The following is a 17,858-nucleotide window of genomic DNA, read 5'->3' as shown; positions in this document are numbered from 1 at the left end:
TCAATCAAAAAAGGAGTACATTATTTTATGTCAATTGAAGTAGGAAGCAAGGTACAAGGTAAGGTTACAGGGATTACGCATTTCGGAGCGTTCGTAGAGCTTCCAAATGGCAAAACGGGTTTGGTGCACATCAGTGAAGTGGCAGATTCTTACGTCAAAGACATCAATGAGGTTCTAACGGTCGGTCAAGAAGTGACGGTCAAAATCTTGAACGTCGAAAATGATGGCAAAATCGGGTTGTCTATCAAAAAGGCCGTCGATCGTCCTGTCAGTGAACGCCCAGAGCGCCCAGCCGGCGAGCGTTTCTCTCGTGGCCCACGCCCAGGCGGCCCGGGTCAAGGCGGCCCACGCCCAGGTGGTCCAGGACAAGGTGGCCCACGCGGTGGCGGCGGTCCTCGCGGTGGCGGTCCACGTGGTGGCGGCGGACGTCGTGAAGTACGCCGTGAACCAGAAACGTTCGATACGTTGATGAGCAAGTTCTTGAAAGATAGCGACGAGCGCTTGACAACGTTAAAACGTCAAACCGACTCAAAACGCGGTGGACGTGGAGCCAAGCGCGGGTAACCCTTCGTAAACCATCAGCTTCTACTCGTAACGATAGACGGTCTTCCTCAAGAAGACGGCGAACCATAGACTTTTATAGTCTGTGGTTTTTTTTGATTCTTTTTTTTGTTATGAAAAATAACTAAAAAGGGTTGCATTTTTTCGGAGAAGCGAGCACAATAGGGAACATGAAAAAATAGTTATGTTTTATAAGTGAAAGGTGAGAATGAAAATGAATGGATGGAAACTGTGGTTGGCGGAATGGAGAAGCATCGGGAAGAATCCTCGGGTCTGGGTCCCGATTCTCGCGGTCGCACTCGTCCCGCTCATGTATGCCGGGATGTTCTTATGGGCGTTTTGGGATCCGTATGGACAGATGAAAGACTTGCCGGTGGCGATCGTGAACGAAGACCAGGGAGCGACGTTCGACGGGGAGCAACTTGCCGTCGGGGACGAACTCGTTGAGAAGTTAAAGACGTCTGAGGCGTTCGAATTTATCGAGACGACGAAACAAGAAGCCGAGTCGGGGTTGAACGATCATGACTATTACATGGCGATTGAGATTCCGGCAAACTTCTCAGAAAAAGCGACGACGGCGCTCAGCGAACAACCTGAGAAGCTTGAACTCAAATATATCGCCAATGAATCGTATAACTTTTTAGCGGCTCAAATCGGCGGTTCCGCGATGGAGCAAGTGAAAGGTGAACTGTCGACCGAAGTCGCGAAACAGTACGTCAGTGCGATGCGTGACGGGATTCAAGATGCCGCTGCTGGACTCGATGAAGCGGCGGCTGGGGCGGGAAAACTAGCAGATGGATCGCAGACGGCCGAACAGGGGGCGACCCAATTGGCCGACGGGACCGCATTACTCGCTTCAAAACAACAAGAATTGGCTGACGGGGCGAGTCGGCTGAATGAAGGTGTGGCCCAACTCGAGACAGGGACGACGGAGTTGGCGAAGGGAAGCCAGCAAGTTTATGCAGGTAGCGCCGCCTTATCAGACGGGGCACGTCAAGTGAATGACGGGGCCTCTGCCCTTCAAGACGGAACGAGCCAACTTGTCGAAGGGACAGACACGTTCGCCTCGAAGTTGGAGGAATTGCACAGCGGGACGGCTTCTCTCAATCAAGGCGTTCAACAACTCGCGGCCGGGATTCAGCGTTCGAAGGACGGCAGTGAGCAATTGAGTGCCGGTTCAAATGAATTGGCGGCCGCGATGACGGCGGCGAAAGAAGGGAATGCCGCCTTGATGGCAGGAGAGACGGAACTCGTGGCCGGAATCGGTCAGATGAAAACAGAAGTGTTGGCCAGTCAAGATCAGTTGATGACCCAGCTGTCAGCACTCGCCGAGGCAGGGCAACCTGCTTCACCAGAGATGCTACAGGCGATTGTGGCCCAATTGGCGGAAGGTCAAACAGCGACAGCCGCTGGATTCGATGCACTGTCCGCGGGAGCGACGCGTGTGAAAGAAGGACAGGCCGCGCTCGGTGACGGATTGACGCAAGCAGAGGCTGGTGCCAATGAACTCGCTTCGGGACTGTTGACGTTACGTGACGGACAAGCCGAACTCGCAAGCGGGGCACAGGCGTTGGCGGATGGGTCGAACCAAGTGGAACAAGGGGCGCAAACGGCAGCCGTGAGTTCGAAAGAGTTGGCTTCGGCAAGCAATCGCTTAAACGCCGGCGTCGGAGCGTTGAAAGACGGGACCGCCGAACTCGCGTCCGGCAGTACGCAGTTGACCGAGGCGACGGGCGCCTTGTCAGAGGGGAGTTCGAAACTCGCAGACGGGGCGAAGAGCGCCGGCGCGGGCACGAATACACTCGCGAACGGGGCTGTACGTTTGGCAGAGGGCGGTAAAGACCTCCAGTCAGGTAGCGACCAGCTCGCAGACGGAGTGTCCGAACTTGCGGCTGGTAACAGCAAGTTACGGGACGCGCTCGCCGATGGGGCCGAAGCGGCCGCGATCGACATCCGAGACGATAACGTCGACATGATGGCCGGACCGGTCACGGTCGTCAACGAATCGATTCACAAGGTCCCGAACTACGGAACGGGTTTTGCACCGTACTTCATGTCACTCGGGCTATTCGTCGGGGCGCTCTTGCTCTCGATCGTCTATCCGCTGTACGATCCGGCTGGAAAACCGAAACGCAGCCTGTCATGGCTCGTCTCAAAATCAGGTGTGTTGCTCGTTATCGGATTTATTCAAGCGCTCGTCTTGGATGTGGCGATGGTCATGTTGCTCGGACTTGAAGTCGAGGCGCCGCTCCAGTTCTTCGGATTCAGTTGGCTCGTCAGCATCACGTTCCTCTTAATCGTGCAGCTACTCGTCACGACGCTCGGAAATCCGGGCCGTTTCGTAGCCATCGTCTTATTGATCCTTCAATTGACGACGTCGGCTGGAACGTTCCCGCTCGAACTGATTCCGAGCGCCCTCCAACCGTTTAACGCCTGGTTGCCGATGACATACACCGTATCGGGCTATAAAGAAATCTTGTCAGCGGACGGCTGGAGCTACCTGCAACAAGCAATCATCTATTTGGCGTTCGTCTCAACCGCTTGCTTCTTCCTGCTCTGGGGATATTTCCGCATCGCTTGGAAGAAAAAATATCGGCTGACGACGTCAGAAGCGTGATGCACAACGAACTGAAAATCGTGTATAGTGGATAAGACGACACTATACACGATTTTTTTGTGAAAAAACTTTTAAAAAAGAATTGACACTGGCGTGGGTACTGGTTATTATAGAAAATGTGCTTAGGACACAACAATAACATGGCGGTGTAGCTCAGCTGGCTAGAGCGTACGGTTCATACCCGTGAGGTCGTGGGTTCGACTCCCTCCGCCGCTACCATTTTATTTAGGCCCGTTGGTCAAGCGGTTAAGACACCGCCCTTTCACGGCGGTAACACGGGTTCGAATCCCGTACGGGTCACTTACCTAAGCGAAAAGAAGCCATCTCACTCGAGATGGCTTCTTTTGTTATATCAAGGAGGCGGACGGATGACGAGAGTATTGGTTGCCGTGTCCGGTGGAATCGATTCGGTCGTCTTGTTGGATCGGGTCATTCGGAACGGTATGGAAGTGGGCGTGGCCCATGTCCATCATGGACTGCGTCCCGAGTCGGATGAAGAGTATGAATTTGTGCGACGTTTGGCCGACAAGTACGACGTGCCCTTTCATGGCAAACGGCTCGCTTTCCCGAACGGCGGTTCGCAGGCGAGTTACCGGACGGCACGATATGCGTTCTTTGAACAGGTTATGCAGAAGTTCGACTATACACAACTGATGACGGCCCATCACGCGGATGACCAACTCGAGACCGTCCTCATTCAACTGCAGCGTAACGTCGTCGAAGTGACGGGGATTCCTGAGCGTCGTCCGTTCGCAGGAGGAGAACTCGTTCGTCCGCTCTTATCGGAACCGAAGCGGGAACTGATTGCCTACGCCAATCGACATCGTCTCGAATGGCGAGAAGATGCGAGCAACGCCACGACCGAATATTTGCGCAATCAAGTGCGGCATCAGATCGTGCCCCAGCTCCTCGCGTCGCAACCGGATCTTGTTCAAGTTGTGAGCGAAACAGCTCGGCATCAACGCGAATTGTGGCGGACCCGCTACCGACAGATGGAGAATTGGATCCAGGACAACGTGCGACTCGAGATGAAAGCGTTTCACGTGAAATCGGATAACTTGATGTGTCTAAATCCTGTCGAACGATACACCGTCGGGCGCCTGCTATCAATGCGCTACGGGGTAGAGGTGGGGACCGCGATCGACCGTCTGTTAACGAGTGCCCAAGGTTCTGGCCACTTCGACTTAGAGGGGTCCTGGGGCCTGCGGAAACAAGACGGGCTCTTATCGTTACAGGCAACTGGTCAATCGCTCCTAGCCCCACACAAACAAGTGGTAACGACCTTCCCAGCGCATGTAGTTTTCGGGACTTCATTATTCTCACTAGACGTTGAGGATGATACGGACGGCATCCCGCTCGAGGCGATCGAGTTGCCGTTGATCATCCGCTCTGTCGAGGCTGGGGACGCAATGAAACTGTCCATCGGGACGAAAAAAGTCGCCCGCATCTTCATTGACGCGAAGATTCCGCGAGAAAAACGGCCTTTTGTCCCATTGGTAGTTGACGCAACGGGACGGATTATCGCTATAGTAGGGGTAAGAGTTTCCGATTTTCCGGATAAGTCGGGTGCGATGTGCCCACGATTAATGGTAAAATGATGATTGTGTCGGATAAGAAAGAGGAGGATTTTAAGATGTCATTAATGAACGATATGGAGAAAGTACTGATTTCAAGCGAAGAGATTCAAGGTAAAGTGAAAGAACTCGCTACAACACTTAGCGAAGAATATAAAGAAGAGTTCCCACTCCTCGTCTGCGTGTTAAAAGGTGCGATGCCATTCATGTCAGACCTCGTCAAAGAAATGGACATCCATTTAGAAATGGATTTCATGGACGTGTCGACGTACCATGGCGGAACGTCATCGACGGGTGAAGTTAAAATTGAGAAAGATTTAAATACATCTGTAGAAGGACGCGACATCTTGATTGTAGAAGATATCATTGATAGTGGACTCACGCTCGGCTATCTCGTCGACTTGCTCAAGTACCGCAAAGCCAAATCGGTTAAAATCGTGACGCTTCTCGATAAACCGACGGGCCGCAAGAACGGATTGTCGGCAGATTATAGCGGTTTCGTTATTCCGCACGAGTTTGTTGTCGGCTATGGTCTCGATTACGAAGAGAAATATCGTAACCTTCCGTACGTCGGTGTGCTCAAGCCGAGCATTTACGGGGGCTAACGTTTTTCTTTTGAAAATGCGTCGTGTTAAGATAAAAGAAATACCCAAAGTATACACATATACTGAATGGGCGAGAACATCGTTTCTCGGAATAGGAGGCAGAGAATGAATCGTGCAGTGAAAAACACCTTAGTTTTCGGTGTGATTTTCCTAGCCTTGATCTTGTTCCTTCAATATTTACAAAACCCGAATAGCCAGAGCGAGACGCTTACGTATTCGAAGTTCTTGGAATATGTGGAAGAAGGTCGGATTGAAACGGCAACCGTACAAGAAATTCCGGGAGCTATCTCAATTACAGGAGATCTAACAGGAGACGAAGATCAGCGTTTTGAAACGAATATCCCGGCCAACGAGGCCGAATACGCCGAAGTGCTTTCGTCACTTCGCGCGGATACTGACATCCAAATCGAAGAGGCGGAGTCGAGTGGGAACTGGTTTAGCATCGTGTTTGCGATCTTACCGTTCATCATCATCTTCATCTTATTCTTCTTCTTGCTTAACCAAGCCCAAGGTGGCGGCGGTGGCGGTCGTGTGATGAACTTCGGGAAATCGAAGGCAAAACTATACGACCAAGAGAAGCGCCGTGTGACGTTCCAAGACGTCGCCGGAGCAGACGAAGAGAAACAAGAGCTCATCGAAGTCGTTGAATTCTTGAAAGACCCTCGCAAGTTCTCGAAACTTGGGGCGCGGATTCCGAAAGGGGTCTTGCTCGTCGGTCCTCCAGGAACAGGTAAGACACTCCTCGCCCGCGCTGTAGCAGGCGAAGCTGGTGTTCCATTCTTCTCGATTTCAGGTTCTGATTTCGTTGAGATGTTCGTCGGTGTCGGGGCATCACGTGTTCGTGACTTGTTCGAGAACGCGAAGAAGAATGCACCGTGTATCATCTTTATCGACGAAATCGATGCGGTCGGACGTCAACGTGGCGCTGGTCTCGGTGGCGGCCATGACGAACGTGAACAAACGCTTAACCAACTTCTCGTCGAGATGGATGGATTTAGCGATAATGAAGGCATCATCATGGTTGCCGCGACGAACCGTCCGGACATCCTTGACCCAGCCTTGCTTCGTCCAGGCCGTTTTGACCGTCAAATCACGGTTGATCGTCCAGACGTCAAAGGTCGGGAAGAAGTTCTTAAAGTTCATGCGCGCAACAAGCCACTTGATTCGACAGTCGACTTGAAGTCGATTGCTCAGCGGACGCCTGGATTCTCGGGTGCTGACCTTGAAAACTTATTGAACGAAGCGGCGCTCGTCGCAGCCCGGTCTGACCGTTCAGCGGTATCAGTCGTGGATGTCGAGGAAGCGATTGACCGCGTCATCGCTGGTCCTTCTAAGAAGAGCCGTGTCATCTCGGAGAAAGAACGCCAAATCGTCGCCTATCATGAAGCGGGTCATACGATTATCGGGATTGAACTTGAGAATGCAGATGAAGTGCATAAAGTGACGATCGTTCCTCGCGGTAACGCAGGCGGCTATGTCGTCATGCTTCCAAAAGAAGATCGCTACTTCATGACGAAACCTGAGCTTGAAGATAAAATCGTCGGTCTCCTCGGGGGCCGTGTGGCGGAAGACGTCATCTTCGGTGAAGTGTCAACCGGAGCAAGTAATGACTTCCAACGTGCGACTGGTATCGCCCGGAAGATGGTCATGGATTACGGGATGAGCGATAAGCTCGGGCCGCTCCAACTTGGGTCAAACCATGGTGGACAAGTCTTCCTCGGCCGTGACTTCCAAACGGAACAGAACTACTCGGATGCGATTGCACAAGATATCGACCTCGAAATCCGGGATATCATCAACCGTTGTTACGCGAAAGCGAAACAAATCTTGACGGATCGTAAAGACGATCTCGAACTCGTCGCGAAGACGTTGCTCGAAGTCGAGACGCTCGATTCGAAACAGATTCGTCACTTGATTAAGACGCGCGAATATCTTCCGCACGAACCGGAAGAGCCGTCTGAACCATCGAAAGATGATGCAAACGACGAAGCGAAGAAAGATGAGGCGGCCGTCAAGCACGGACAAGTCATCGACCAGCCTGGAGTCGTTCAAGAAGCGAAGCCGGACGTTGTCCCTGAAGGCGATAAGCCGGAAGCGACACCGACGGAACGCCCGAACAACGAATCACGGTAAGTGTAAGAGACGAATGCCCTAAACAAGGCATTCGTCTTTTTTCGTGTTATAATTCGAGCGAACTGTAATTGACAACAAAGTGAGGAACGCTATCATGATTTTAGTGATTGATGTTGGGAATACAAATATTGTCCTTGGGATGTATGACGGCGAGACACTCGTCCATCATTGGCGCATCTCGACAGACCGCACGAAAACGACCGATGAATACGGCATGCTCGTGAAATCGCTGTTCGATCATTCGAACGTCTCATTCGATCAGATTGACGGTGTGATTCTGTCTTCGGTCGTTCCACCGGTCATCTTTCCGCTCGAGCAGATGTCGCAGCGCTACTTTAACGTCCGACCGATTGTTGTCGGTCCCGGCGTGAAAACCGGTCTCGACATTCATGTTGATAATCCGCGTGAAGTCGGAGCGGACCGCATTGTCAACGCGGTCGCTGGAATCGCCAAGTATGATGGACCACTCATCATCGTCGATTTCGGAACGGCGACGACGTACTGCTATATTGATGAGAACCGCCGTTATCACGGAGGCATCATTTCACCGGGGATCATGATTTCGGTCGAGGCGCTCTATCAACGGGCGGCCAAGCTGCCGCGCATCGAGCTCGCGACACCGCCTACGGTCGTTGGGAAAAATACAATTCAAGCGATGCAGTCCGGGACGTATTACGGCTATGTCGCACAAGTCGATGGCATTGTCGGTCGTATGAAGCGTGAAGTCGGAGAAGCGACCGTGATTGCCACGGGCGGTCTCGCGCGTTTGATTAGCGAGCATGCCGAGACGATTGATGTCGTCGATTCATTTTTGACGCTCGATGGGCTTCGTCTCATCTATGAGCGCAACCAGAAATAAACTTAAAGGAGTTACTCAATATGATTCAACCAGAACAACAAGCATTACTTGACCAAATGAAAGCCGATTACCTCGTCCGTGCCCTCGGGTTCAACGGGGAAGTCCGCGCGTTTGCCGTCCGGACGACGAAAACAATCTTTGAAACGCAACTTCGTCACCAGACGACACCGGTCGCTTCAGCGGCGCTCGGACGCACGATGACGATCGGGACGATGATTGGTGCGATGCAAAAAGGAGCCGCTCGCGTGACGCTCAAAGTCGAAGGAGATGGACCGATTGGGAAAATCATCGTCGATGCTGATACGGCAGGAGACGTGCGCGGTTACGTGTCACATCCTCGTGTCGAAGGCGGCACGTTTGTGAATGATCACGGTTTGACGAAGTTGAAAGTCGGCGAAGCCGTCGGACGCGGGACGATTTCGGTGATTAAAGACCTCGGTTTGAAAGACTTTGTCGGCGGCTCATCTGAGATTCAAACGGGTGAGATTAGCGAAGACTTCACGTACTACTTCGCGACGTCAGAACAAGTGCCGTCAGTCGTCGGTGCGGGTGTGCTCGTCCTTCCAGAAGATGAATCGATTCTTGCGGCTGGTGGCATTATCGTTCAATTGATGCCGGATGCGTCAGAAGAGACGATTCAAGCGCTTGAACAGGCGCTCAAGACGTTCCCGCCAGTGTCGGTGCTCATCGGTGAAGAGAAAACACCGGAAGAGATGCTCCATATGCTCCTTGGCGACAGCCTCGAAGTGTTGGATCAAAAACCGGTCCAATTTAATTGCACATGTGGTCGCGACCGTATGGAGAGCGCGATTATCGGACTCGGTGCCGAAGAGATTCGTCACATGATTGAAGAAGATGGCGGCGCTGAAGCGGTTTGTCATTTCTGTGGCGAGAAATACCACTTCTCGGCGGAACAGTTAGAAACGATGAAACAACAAGCACGCTGACCGCTTTGCTCCAAATTGCATATTTTGAATCTGATAGGGTATGATTACAATATCGGAATAGTCGGAATTATGGAGGAGGAAATGAAATGCGTATCGTAGATTCAGTAACAGACTTGATTGGAAAGACACCGATTGTGAAGTTGAATGGATTGACTGGCGCTGAAGATGCCACGGTTTACTTGAAATTGGAGTATATGAACCCGGGCTCTAGCGTAAAAGACCGGATTGCGCTCGCGATGATTGAAGCGGCTGAACGAGAAGGGGTCTTGAAACCAGGAGATACGATTATCGAACCGACCAGTGGGAACACGGGAATCGGTCTCGCCATGGTCAGTGCGGCCAAAGGCTATAAAGCGATTTTGGTCATGCCGGAAACGATGAGCATGGAACGTCGCAATTTGCTTCGTGGCTACGGTGCCGAACTCATTTTGACGCCGGGTCCTGAAGGGATGGGCGGAGCGATTCGCCGTGCGACGGAAGAGGCTGAACAAAACGGTTATTTCCTCCCGCAGCAGTTTAACAATGAAGCCAACCCGAACGTGCACGAGATGACGACGGGACCTGAAATCGTCGACGCATTCGATGCGTCAGGCCTTCAAGTCGATGCGTTCATCGCCGGCGTCGGGACAGGCGGAACAATCACGGGAGCGGGTAAAGTGTTGAAAGCCCACTATCCGAACGTTCAAATCCTCGCGGTCGAACCGGTCGATTCACCGGTCTTGTCGGGTGGTAAACCAGGCCCGCATAAAATCCAAGGGATCGGGGCCGGGTTCATCCCGTCGATTCTCGATACGGAGATTTATGAAGGTGTCCTTCAAATCACGACCGATCAGGCGTTCGAATACGCACGTCTTGCGGCCAAAACGAACGGCGTGCTCGGAGGCATCTCGTCTGGGGCGGCGATCGCTGCCGCTGTCGATACGGCCAAACGTCTCGGCAAAGGGAAAAACGTGCTGGCGATTATCCCGTCAAACGGAGAACGCTACCTCAGCACACCGCTCTATCAATTCGATGAAGAATCAGATAGCGTACGCTCGTAAACAAACGGCAGTTACCGGGAGACAACTTCTTTCGGTAACTGCCTTTTCTTGTGTACAATTAAAGGCATGAATCAGTGGAACGGGGGAATGTGGCGTGAGACAAACAGCGTTCAAAACCATGCGCATGACAAAAGAGAAAATGTACGACACGTACATGACATTGACCGAAGGAAAGAACAACTACGCGTGGCTAGAGAGTGGACGAGTCGGTCGCTATACGATGGCCGGTGTCGAACCGTTCGCTACGCTTCACGTGAAAGATGGGGTCGGAACGTTCGTCACAGTAGAGGCGACCGAAACACTGTACGGTGAGCCGCTCGACATCGTCGAAACGGTACGAGCCCGTTACGCTACCGAGCGGCCAGCTGGTGCTCCCCCATTTTTCGGCGGGATGATCGGTTATGTGAGCTATGATGTAGCCCGTACCCTCGAACGTTTACCACGGCAAGCGGAAGACGATTTGGCAACACCGGACGTTTCATTCTTGCTGTTCGATGAAGTAGCGGTCTTCGATGAAGAAGAATCGCTCTTATACGTGATGGTCACGGCCGATGAGCAAGCGGAGGCGAAGCTCGAGCGCTTTGCCGCCCTTTGGCGAACAGAAACACATTATGCGTTTCCGCCGCTTACGAGCGGAACGGTCGAGCGATCCCGTTCGCTGTCACAGGATGAATTCGTTGCGGCCGTGCAAAAGATTCAAGACTACATCGTCGAGGGCGATGTGTTCCAAGTGAATTTGAGCGTCCGGCAGTCGGAACCGCTGCTCGCACACCCGCGTCACATCTACGACACGCTCCGGAAAGTGAACCCCTCACCGTATATGGGTTATTTCGTTGACGACTCGCTCACGATGGTGTCGGCTTCACCAGAACTGTTGATTGAAAAACATGGCGCCGCCATCTCGACCCGTCCGATCGCCGGAACGAGACCGCGAGGCCGGGATGAGGCGGAAGATCTGGAACTGGCTCGGACGCTGCTCGACAATGAGAAAGAGCGGGCCGAACACGTCATGCTCGTCGACCTTGAACGAAACGACTTGGGCAAAGTCGCGGCTTACGGGACAGTGCATGTCGATGAACTGATGGTCATCGAGAAGTACTCGCACGTCCAACATATTGTCTCGAACGTGCGCGGTTTGATGCGGGACGGCGTATCGGGAGCCGAAGCACTCGGCGCGATGTTCCCGGGCGGCACCATCACCGGGGCGCCGAAAATCCGGACGATGGAAATCATCGAGGAACTCGAACCGGTCCGGCGTGGGATTTACACCGGCTCATACGGCTGGCTTAGTTGGGATGATGACCTCGTGTTCAACATCACGATTCGGACGATGGTCGTGAAGGACGGAATCGCCCATGTTCAGGCGGGTGCCGGGATTGTGATTGATTCGGATCCTGAAGCGGAGTACGCCGAATCACTTTCCAAGGCGAAAGCGCTATGGACGGCGAAAGAAATGACGGAGGCGACGGTATGATTTTACTCATCGATAACTATGACTCGTTCACATACAATTTAGTTCAATACTTTGGGGAGCTCGGTGAACAACTCGTCGTCCGTCGTAACGATGACATCACGATCGAGGAAATTGAAGCGCTCGCCCCAAGTTATCTCGTCATTTCGCCTGGTCCGTGCACACCGAGTGAGGCGGGTATCAGCATCGATGCGATTCAGGCGTTTGCCGGTCGCCTCCCAATCCTTGGCGTCTGTCTCGGACATCAAGCGATTGCTCAAGCGTTCGGCGGAAAAGTCGTCCATGCCGAGCGGCTCATGCATGGCAAGACGTCAGCGATTCAACATGACGGAAACACGCTGTTTAACGGCATCCCGCAACAGACAATCGTGACACGCTACCATTCGCTCGCGGTCGAACGAGATACCTTACCGTCGTGCTTGAAAGTCACGGCCGAGACGGGCCTAGGAGAGATTATGGCACTCCGGCATGAAACGTTACCGATTGAAGGGGTGCAGTTTCATCCGGAAGCGGTTTTGACAGAACACGGCAAAGACATGATTCGTAATTTCGTCGAGGTGTATCGTCATGTGGCTTTGGCATAATGGCGAACTGCGGGGCAGCTCTGAAGTAACGATTCCGGTGGAAGATCACGGATTTTTATATGGGATGGGCCTGTTCGAGACGTTTCGAACGTTCAATGGCATCCCGTTCTTGTTTGATCTTCACTGGGAACGTCTCGAAAAGAGCTTAGCGGAACTATGGATTGATTTACCGTATACGAAACAAGAGATGGAGCAGGCGATTCAAGACGTCGTTCGTCAAAACGGGACCCCGAACCTGTATGTGCGCTTGAACGTGTCCGCGGGGGTGGCGCCACTTGGACTCTACGACGGACGCTACACTCGTCCGAACGTGACACTGCTCGTCAAGCCGTTACCGGAATCGTTCCAGCCCACGGAAAAACGGCTGGAAGCCATCCCGTTTCCGAGAAGTCGGCCCGAAGCGGCATTCCGCTTAAAATCCCATCATTATATGAACAATATATTAGGGAAGCGCATGCTCGTTGATCGGGAGGCGGAAGGACTGTTCGCCGATGACTCAGGACATGTCGTAGAAGGGCTCGTTTCGAACGTCTTTTGGGTCGAAGCTGACCAACTTTGGACGACGCCGCTCGCGACGGGACCTCTGGCTGGGGTCACGCGACGTTGGGTGATGGATACGTTTGATGTGAAGGAACGTGATGTGACGTTTGCTGAACTTACACAGGCAGACGAGATTTGGTTGACCAATTCGGTTCAACAGATTGCTCCGGTCACAGACTATGCCGGGAACAGTTATCCAGGAAAAGACGGAGTAAAATTTAAAGCATGTTGGTCTGTCTTGTTGCATGCGATTGAAAGGGAAGGAACGCGATGACAAAAATCATGGGAATTTTAAATGTGACACCGGATTCGTTTTCGGACGGAGGACGGTATACGGCGCTCGAACAGGCGGTCGCTCACGCCAAGCAACTCGTTCAAGACGGAGCGGACGCGATTGATATCGGCGGGGAATCGACACGGCCGGGAGCCCGGTTCGTCTCGGCGGAAGAAGAAATCGAGCGAGTCATTCCTGTCATTCGTCAACTGAAGCAAGAGCTCGACGTGCTCATCTCGATCGATACGTACAAACCGGTGGTGGCAAAGGCAGCATTAGAAGCCGGGGCCGATATCATCAATGACGTCTGGGGCTCGAAGTGGGGTGATCAATCGATGGCACAAGTGGCACGGGCGTTTAATGTTCCTATCATTTTGATGCACAATCGCGACAATCGAAATTATGGACATTTCATCGAGGAGGTCGTCGGTGACTTGTATGAATCGATTGAAATCGCTCAAGCGGCAGGTGTGCCGGATGAGATGATTTGGTTAGACCCGGGAATCGGCTTTGCGAAAGACTATGCGCAAAACATGGAACTGATGAATCGACTCGACGTGATCACGAACCTCGGTTATCCGGTGTTACTCGGGACGTCGCGGAAATCATTAATCGGGCAAGCGCTTGATCTACCGACCGAAGAACGACTGGAAGGGACACTGGCGACGACGTGTCTAGGTATCATGAAAGGCTGTGCGTGGATTCGGGTCCATGACGTACGAGAGAATAAACGAGCGTCACTCATGATGGACGCGATGCTGGGAGGCGGACAAATTGGATAAGATGTTTGTGGATGGGATGCGTTTTTATGGCTATCACGGTGTGTTTGCAGAAGAGAATCGACTCGGTCAACGGTTCAACATCGATTTAATGTGTGAGTTGGATTTGGCGCCGGCCGGACAATCGGACGATTTGGCAGACGGCGTCAGTTACGCGGGACTCTATCAATTGACGGAAGACATCGTCACTGGGGAGCCGGTCAATCTGCTCGAGACGCTGGGCGAGCGCATCACGACGGCTGTCTTGGCCCACAGCGACAAGATTCAAAGCGTCACCGTCAAAGTGATCAAGCCGGACCCGCCCATCCCGGGTCATTATGACTCAGTCGCAATCGAGATGACACGGAGACGGAACGTATGATGTACGTAGCGCTGGGATCAAACATCGGGGAGCGTGCCAACTATCTGGCAGAAGCGATTCAAGCGATGGCGGCAAACGGTCTTCAGGTGATGAAAGAGTCGTCCGTATATGAGACGGCTCCGGTCGGATACACAGATCAGCCATCTTTCTACAATATGGTCGTCGAAGTTGAGCCGTCCTTTTCTGCGGAAGCGGCCTTGCTTCAACTCCAACAGATTGAACGGGACCTAGGGAGAGAGCGGTTATTCAAAAACGGACCGCGTACAATCGACCTTGACATCTTGGTCTATAACAGCGAAGATATACAATCGAAGCAGTTAACTGTTCCGCATCCACGGATGCATGAACGCGCTTTTGTACTTGCCCCGTTCGCGGAGATTGCTCCGGTGGTCGAGGTAAAGGGAATGACGGTGCGGGCATTACTTGAAGCCCTCCCTGAGTCGGAACGGCAAGATGTCGTCCGTCTCGGACCGTTACAATCATTGGTCAACTCGGTTTAACGTTAGCAAAGGAAGTGGAGAAGTGTCAGGGTTCAAAATTGGTAATATCGATATAAAGAACCGCGCCGTCCTTGCCCCGATGGCCGGAGTGACAAACCCTGCGTTTCGTTTGATCGCTAAAGAATTTGGCGCGGGACTCGTCTGTGCTGAAATGGTCAGCGATAAAGGGATTTTATTGGAGAACGCAAGAACGCTCCGGATGCTCTACGTCGATGAACGGGAAAAACCGCTCAGCCTTCAGATTTTTGGTGGTTCGAAAGACACACTCGTCAGAGCGGCCCAGTACGTGGATCAAAACACGAATGCGGACATCATTGATATCAATATGGGTTGCCCAGTCCCGAAAGTCACGAAGTGTGAGGCGGGTGCCAAATGGTTGCTTGACCCGGATAAAGTTTATGAGATGGTGAACGCCGTGTCGCAAGCGGTCGATAAGCCGGTCACGGTCAAAATGCGCCTCGGTTGGGACGAAGACCATATTTATATTCTCGACAATGTTCGGGCGGCTCAATCTGGAGGAGCGGCGGCGATTGCGATTCATGGTCGTACGCGGTCTCAACAATATGAAGGAACAGCGAATTGGGATTGGATTGGCGAAGCCAAGAAGATTGCGACGGTTCCGATTATCGGTAACGGCGATATCTCGACACCTCAAGAAGCAAAACATGCGATTGATCACTACGGTGTCGATGCCGTCATGATCGGGCGGGCAGCACTTGGTAACCCATGGATGCTGTATCAAACGGTGCAGTATTTGGAAACGGGTGAACTTCCGCCAGAACCAGCGGCGCGTGAAAAAATCGACATCTGTATGTTGCACCTCGATCGCTTGATTGCCATCAAAGGAGAAGTGACGGCCGTTCGCGAGATGCGTCAACATGCGGCGTGGTACTTGAAAGGGTTGAAAGGCAGCGGCCCGGTTCGGAAGCAAATCAACGAAACGGAATCGCGAGATGCTTTTGGCATCGTGTTGTATCATTTTGTGGAACAGCTCGAGCGACAAATGCAAGAAGTGTGAACTAGTGAAAAAAATTGATTTGTGGTAAGCTTGTTTGGCGAAAAAGTGAACCACACAAGCAAACGGTTTAGGCTGTGCTGTTGGCCGTGAGGCTGACAGTTTTTTATTAGACATCCCCAATACGTATAGAGGAGTGAATGGAGTAGTGAGTCACGAGTTGGAAATGAACGACCAAATGCAGGTTCGGTTTGAAAAAATGACCGAGATGCGTGAACAAGGGCTTGACCCGTTCGGACGTCGGTTCGAACGTTCTGCCCACGCCGGTGAATTACATGAACAATATGAGGCGATTGAAAAAGAAGCCTTGGCCGAACAAGACGTCGAAGTGACGCTTGCCGGACGAATCATGACGAAACGTGGAAAAGGGAAAGTCTTTTTTGCCCACATCCAAGACGTCACAGGACAAATCCAAATTTACGTTCGTAAAAATGACGTAGGTGACGAACCGTTCGATTTATTCAAATCATCTGACCTTGGTGACATCGTCGGTGTGAAAGGGAAGTTGTTCAAGACGAACGTCGGCGAATTGTCGATTCATGTTGAAGAGTTCGAACTCTTAACAAAAGCACTTCGTCCGCTTCCTGATAAATACCATGGCTTAAAAGATGTTGAGCAACGCTATCGTCAACGTTATTTGGATTTAATTACGAATAACGATTCGCGTCAAACGTTTATTCTGCGTAGCCGCATCATCTCGGAAATTCGGAATTTCTTGAACCATCGCGGTTACTTGGAAGTCGAAACGCCGATGTTGCATACAATCGCAGGTGGAGCGGCGGCCCGTCCGTTCTTGACGCACCATAATGCACTTGATATGGAATTATATATGCGGATCGCCATCGAGCTTCATTTGAAGCGTTTGATCGTCGGTGGTCTCGAGCGCGTGTATGAGATTGGCCGTGTCTTCCGTAATGAGGGGATCTCAACACGTCATAACCCAGAGTTCACGATGATTGAATTGTATGAAGCGTATGCGGACTATAATGACATCATGGATTTGACGGAAGAACTCGTAGCTCACGTAGCCCAAGAAGTGCTTGGCACGACGGACGTTCAATATGGAGAAGATACGATTCATTTGGCTATCGGTTGGAAACGTGCGCACATGGTCGACTTGGTTAAAGAAGAAACAGGCGTCGATTTCTGGCAACAGATGTCTGATGAAGATGCACGTGCGCTTGCAAAAGAGCACGGTGTCGAGATTCAAGACCACATGACATTCGGTCACATCGTCAATGAATTCTTTGAGCAGAAAGTCGAAGAAACATTGTTACAACCGACGTTTGTCACAGGTCACCCTGTCGAAGTATCGCCATTGGCGAAAAAGAACGATACAGATCCACGCTTCACGGATCGATTTGAATTGTTCATCGTTCGTCGTGAACATGCGAACGCCTTCACGGAATTGAATGATCCGATTGATCAGCGTGAGCGTTTCGAAGCTCAACTTCTTGAGAAAGAAGCAGGGAATGACGAAGCCCATGAATTGGACAACGATTTCCTTGAGGCGCTCGAATACGGAATGCCACCAACGGGTGGTCTTGGAATCGGAATCGATCGCCTCGTCATGTTGTTGACGAATGCACCATCGATTCGTGATGTTCTATTGTTCCCGACGATGAGACACCAACAGTAAAGAATCGTTTTAACCTCTCGCTCTTACGGGCGAGAGGTTTTTCTATGGAGAATGTTGCCGGTTTAAAGAGGCTAAAAACTTTTTTAGAAAAACTTTTGCAAAAACTCTTGCGTTCTATTTAGGGATGCGGTAAAGTAATAAACGTTGCCGCTGATGGCAGCGGAAAAGAATAAAAAAAGTGGTTGACAACTGTGTCGATGACTTGTATTATTTTAAGAGTCGCCAATGAGCGACAGACGAACTTTGAAAACTGAACGATGAGGCAAAAATAAGTTTTACAATTTTTGAATGAAGCGCAAGCTTCGTCATTTTTAAAGAGCTATATCAAATTCTTTGGAGAGTTTGATCCTGGCTCAGGA

Annotated in this window: 16 protein-coding genes and 2 tRNA genes; all 18 read left to right on the top strand. The window is 51.7% G+C overall.

Annotated features, from left to right (window positions below; translation table 11 throughout):
- The first annotated feature begins 27 nt into the window (after positions 1 to 27).
- The 18 genes from KNP74_RS14345 to lysS all read left to right on the top strand — a co-directional run bounded on the left by KNP74_RS14345 (position 28) and on the right by lysS (position 17,499).
- Positions 28 to 564, top strand: a complete 537-nt coding sequence (locus KNP74_RS14345; protein ID WP_034781804.1) for a S1 domain-containing RNA-binding protein — start codon at positions 28 to 30, stop codon at positions 562 to 564.
- Positions 565 to 775: 211 nt separating this feature from the next.
- The gene (locus KNP74_RS14340) at positions 776 to 3,178 is read left to right on the top strand and encodes a YhgE/Pip domain-containing protein (protein WP_214764664.1); all 2,403 of its coding nucleotides are present in this window, start codon (positions 776 to 778) and stop codon (positions 3,176 to 3,178) included.
- A 142-nt stretch (positions 3,179 to 3,320) separates the two neighbouring features.
- Positions 3,321 to 3,397: transfer RNA gene (locus KNP74_RS14335), tRNA-Met, on the top strand.
- A gap of 9 nt (positions 3,398 to 3,406) precedes the next feature.
- A tRNA-Glu gene (locus tag KNP74_RS14330) sits at positions 3,407 to 3,478 on the top strand.
- A gap of 68 nt (positions 3,479 to 3,546) precedes the next feature.
- Positions 3,547 to 4,776 carry a tRNA lysidine(34) synthetase TilS gene (gene tilS, locus KNP74_RS14325; RefSeq protein WP_214764663.1) on the top strand — a complete coding sequence of 410 codons (1,230 nt, stop codon included), beginning with the start codon at positions 3,547 to 3,549 and terminating at the stop codon, positions 4,774 to 4,776.
- 35 nt (positions 4,777 to 4,811) lie between these two features.
- Positions 4,812 to 5,357, top strand: a complete 546-nt coding sequence (hpt, locus tag KNP74_RS14320) for a hypoxanthine phosphoribosyltransferase (RefSeq protein ID WP_021068188.1) — start codon at positions 4,812 to 4,814, stop codon at positions 5,355 to 5,357.
- Positions 5,358 to 5,462: 105 nt separating this feature from the next.
- Entirely contained in the window at positions 5,463 to 7,490 is a 2,028-nt protein-coding gene (gene ftsH / locus KNP74_RS14315) for an ATP-dependent zinc metalloprotease FtsH (RefSeq protein WP_214764662.1), read from the top strand.
- Between the two features lie 94 nt (positions 7,491 to 7,584).
- Positions 7,585 to 8,349: a type III pantothenate kinase gene (locus tag KNP74_RS14310; protein ID WP_021068190.1), complete on the top strand. Its 765-nt coding sequence runs from the start codon at positions 7,585 to 7,587 to the stop codon at positions 8,347 to 8,349.
- A gap of 20 nt (positions 8,350 to 8,369) precedes the next feature.
- The gene (gene hslO, locus KNP74_RS14305) at positions 8,370 to 9,296 is read left to right on the top strand and encodes an Hsp33 family molecular chaperone HslO (RefSeq protein WP_051627654.1); all 927 of its coding nucleotides are present in this window, start codon (positions 8,370 to 8,372) and stop codon (positions 9,294 to 9,296) included.
- A gap of 86 nt (positions 9,297 to 9,382) precedes the next feature.
- Positions 9,383 to 10,336, top strand: a complete 954-nt coding sequence (gene cysK, locus KNP74_RS14300; protein WP_021068192.1) for a cysteine synthase A — start codon at positions 9,383 to 9,385, stop codon at positions 10,334 to 10,336.
- Positions 10,337 to 10,460: 124 nt separating this feature from the next.
- Positions 10,461 to 11,810, top strand: a complete 1,350-nt coding sequence (locus tag KNP74_RS14295; protein ID WP_251127539.1) for an anthranilate synthase component I family protein — start codon at positions 10,461 to 10,463, stop codon at positions 11,808 to 11,810.
- On the top strand, positions 11,807 to 12,391 hold the full coding sequence (gene pabA / locus KNP74_RS14290) for an aminodeoxychorismate/anthranilate synthase component II (RefSeq protein ID WP_214764660.1): 585 nt from the start codon (positions 11,807 to 11,809) through the stop codon (positions 12,389 to 12,391). The genes KNP74_RS14295 and pabA overlap by 4 nt, the downstream gene beginning before the upstream one ends.
- Positions 12,375 to 13,205, top strand: coding sequence for an aminotransferase class IV (locus tag KNP74_RS14285; RefSeq protein WP_214764659.1), 831 nt, complete (start codon positions 12,375 to 12,377; stop codon positions 13,203 to 13,205). The genes pabA and KNP74_RS14285 overlap by 17 nt, the downstream gene beginning before the upstream one ends.
- A complete protein-coding gene (folP, locus tag KNP74_RS14280) occupies positions 13,202 to 13,987 on the top strand; it encodes a dihydropteroate synthase (protein ID WP_214764658.1) in 786 nt (261 codons plus the stop codon). The genes KNP74_RS14285 and folP overlap by 4 nt, the downstream gene beginning before the upstream one ends.
- Entirely contained in the window at positions 13,980 to 14,345 is a 366-nt protein-coding gene (gene folB / locus KNP74_RS14275) for a dihydroneopterin aldolase (protein ID WP_214709906.1), read from the top strand. The genes folP and folB overlap by 8 nt, the downstream gene beginning before the upstream one ends.
- A complete protein-coding gene (gene folK, locus KNP74_RS14270) occupies positions 14,342 to 14,845 on the top strand; it encodes a 2-amino-4-hydroxy-6-hydroxymethyldihydropteridine diphosphokinase (RefSeq protein WP_214709908.1) in 504 nt (167 codons plus the stop codon). The genes folB and folK overlap by 4 nt, the downstream gene beginning before the upstream one ends.
- 79 nt (positions 14,846 to 14,924) lie before the next feature.
- A complete protein-coding gene (gene dusB / locus KNP74_RS14265) occupies positions 14,925 to 15,863 on the top strand; it encodes a tRNA dihydrouridine synthase DusB (RefSeq protein WP_233005531.1) in 939 nt (312 codons plus the stop codon).
- 145 nt (positions 15,864 to 16,008) lie between these two features.
- A complete protein-coding gene (gene lysS, locus KNP74_RS14260; protein WP_214764656.1) occupies positions 16,009 to 17,499 on the top strand; it encodes a lysine--tRNA ligase in 1,491 nt (496 codons plus the stop codon).
- Positions 17,500 to 17,858 lie beyond the last annotated feature (359 nt).

The sequence above is a fragment of the Exiguobacterium sp. s141 genome, from assembly GCF_018618085.1.
Lineage (GTDB): Bacteria > Bacillota > Bacilli > Exiguobacteriales > Exiguobacteriaceae > Exiguobacterium > Exiguobacterium mexicanum_A.
Note: the sequence above shows the minus strand (reverse complement) of the source record. Positions and strands in the feature narration are given on the sequence as shown.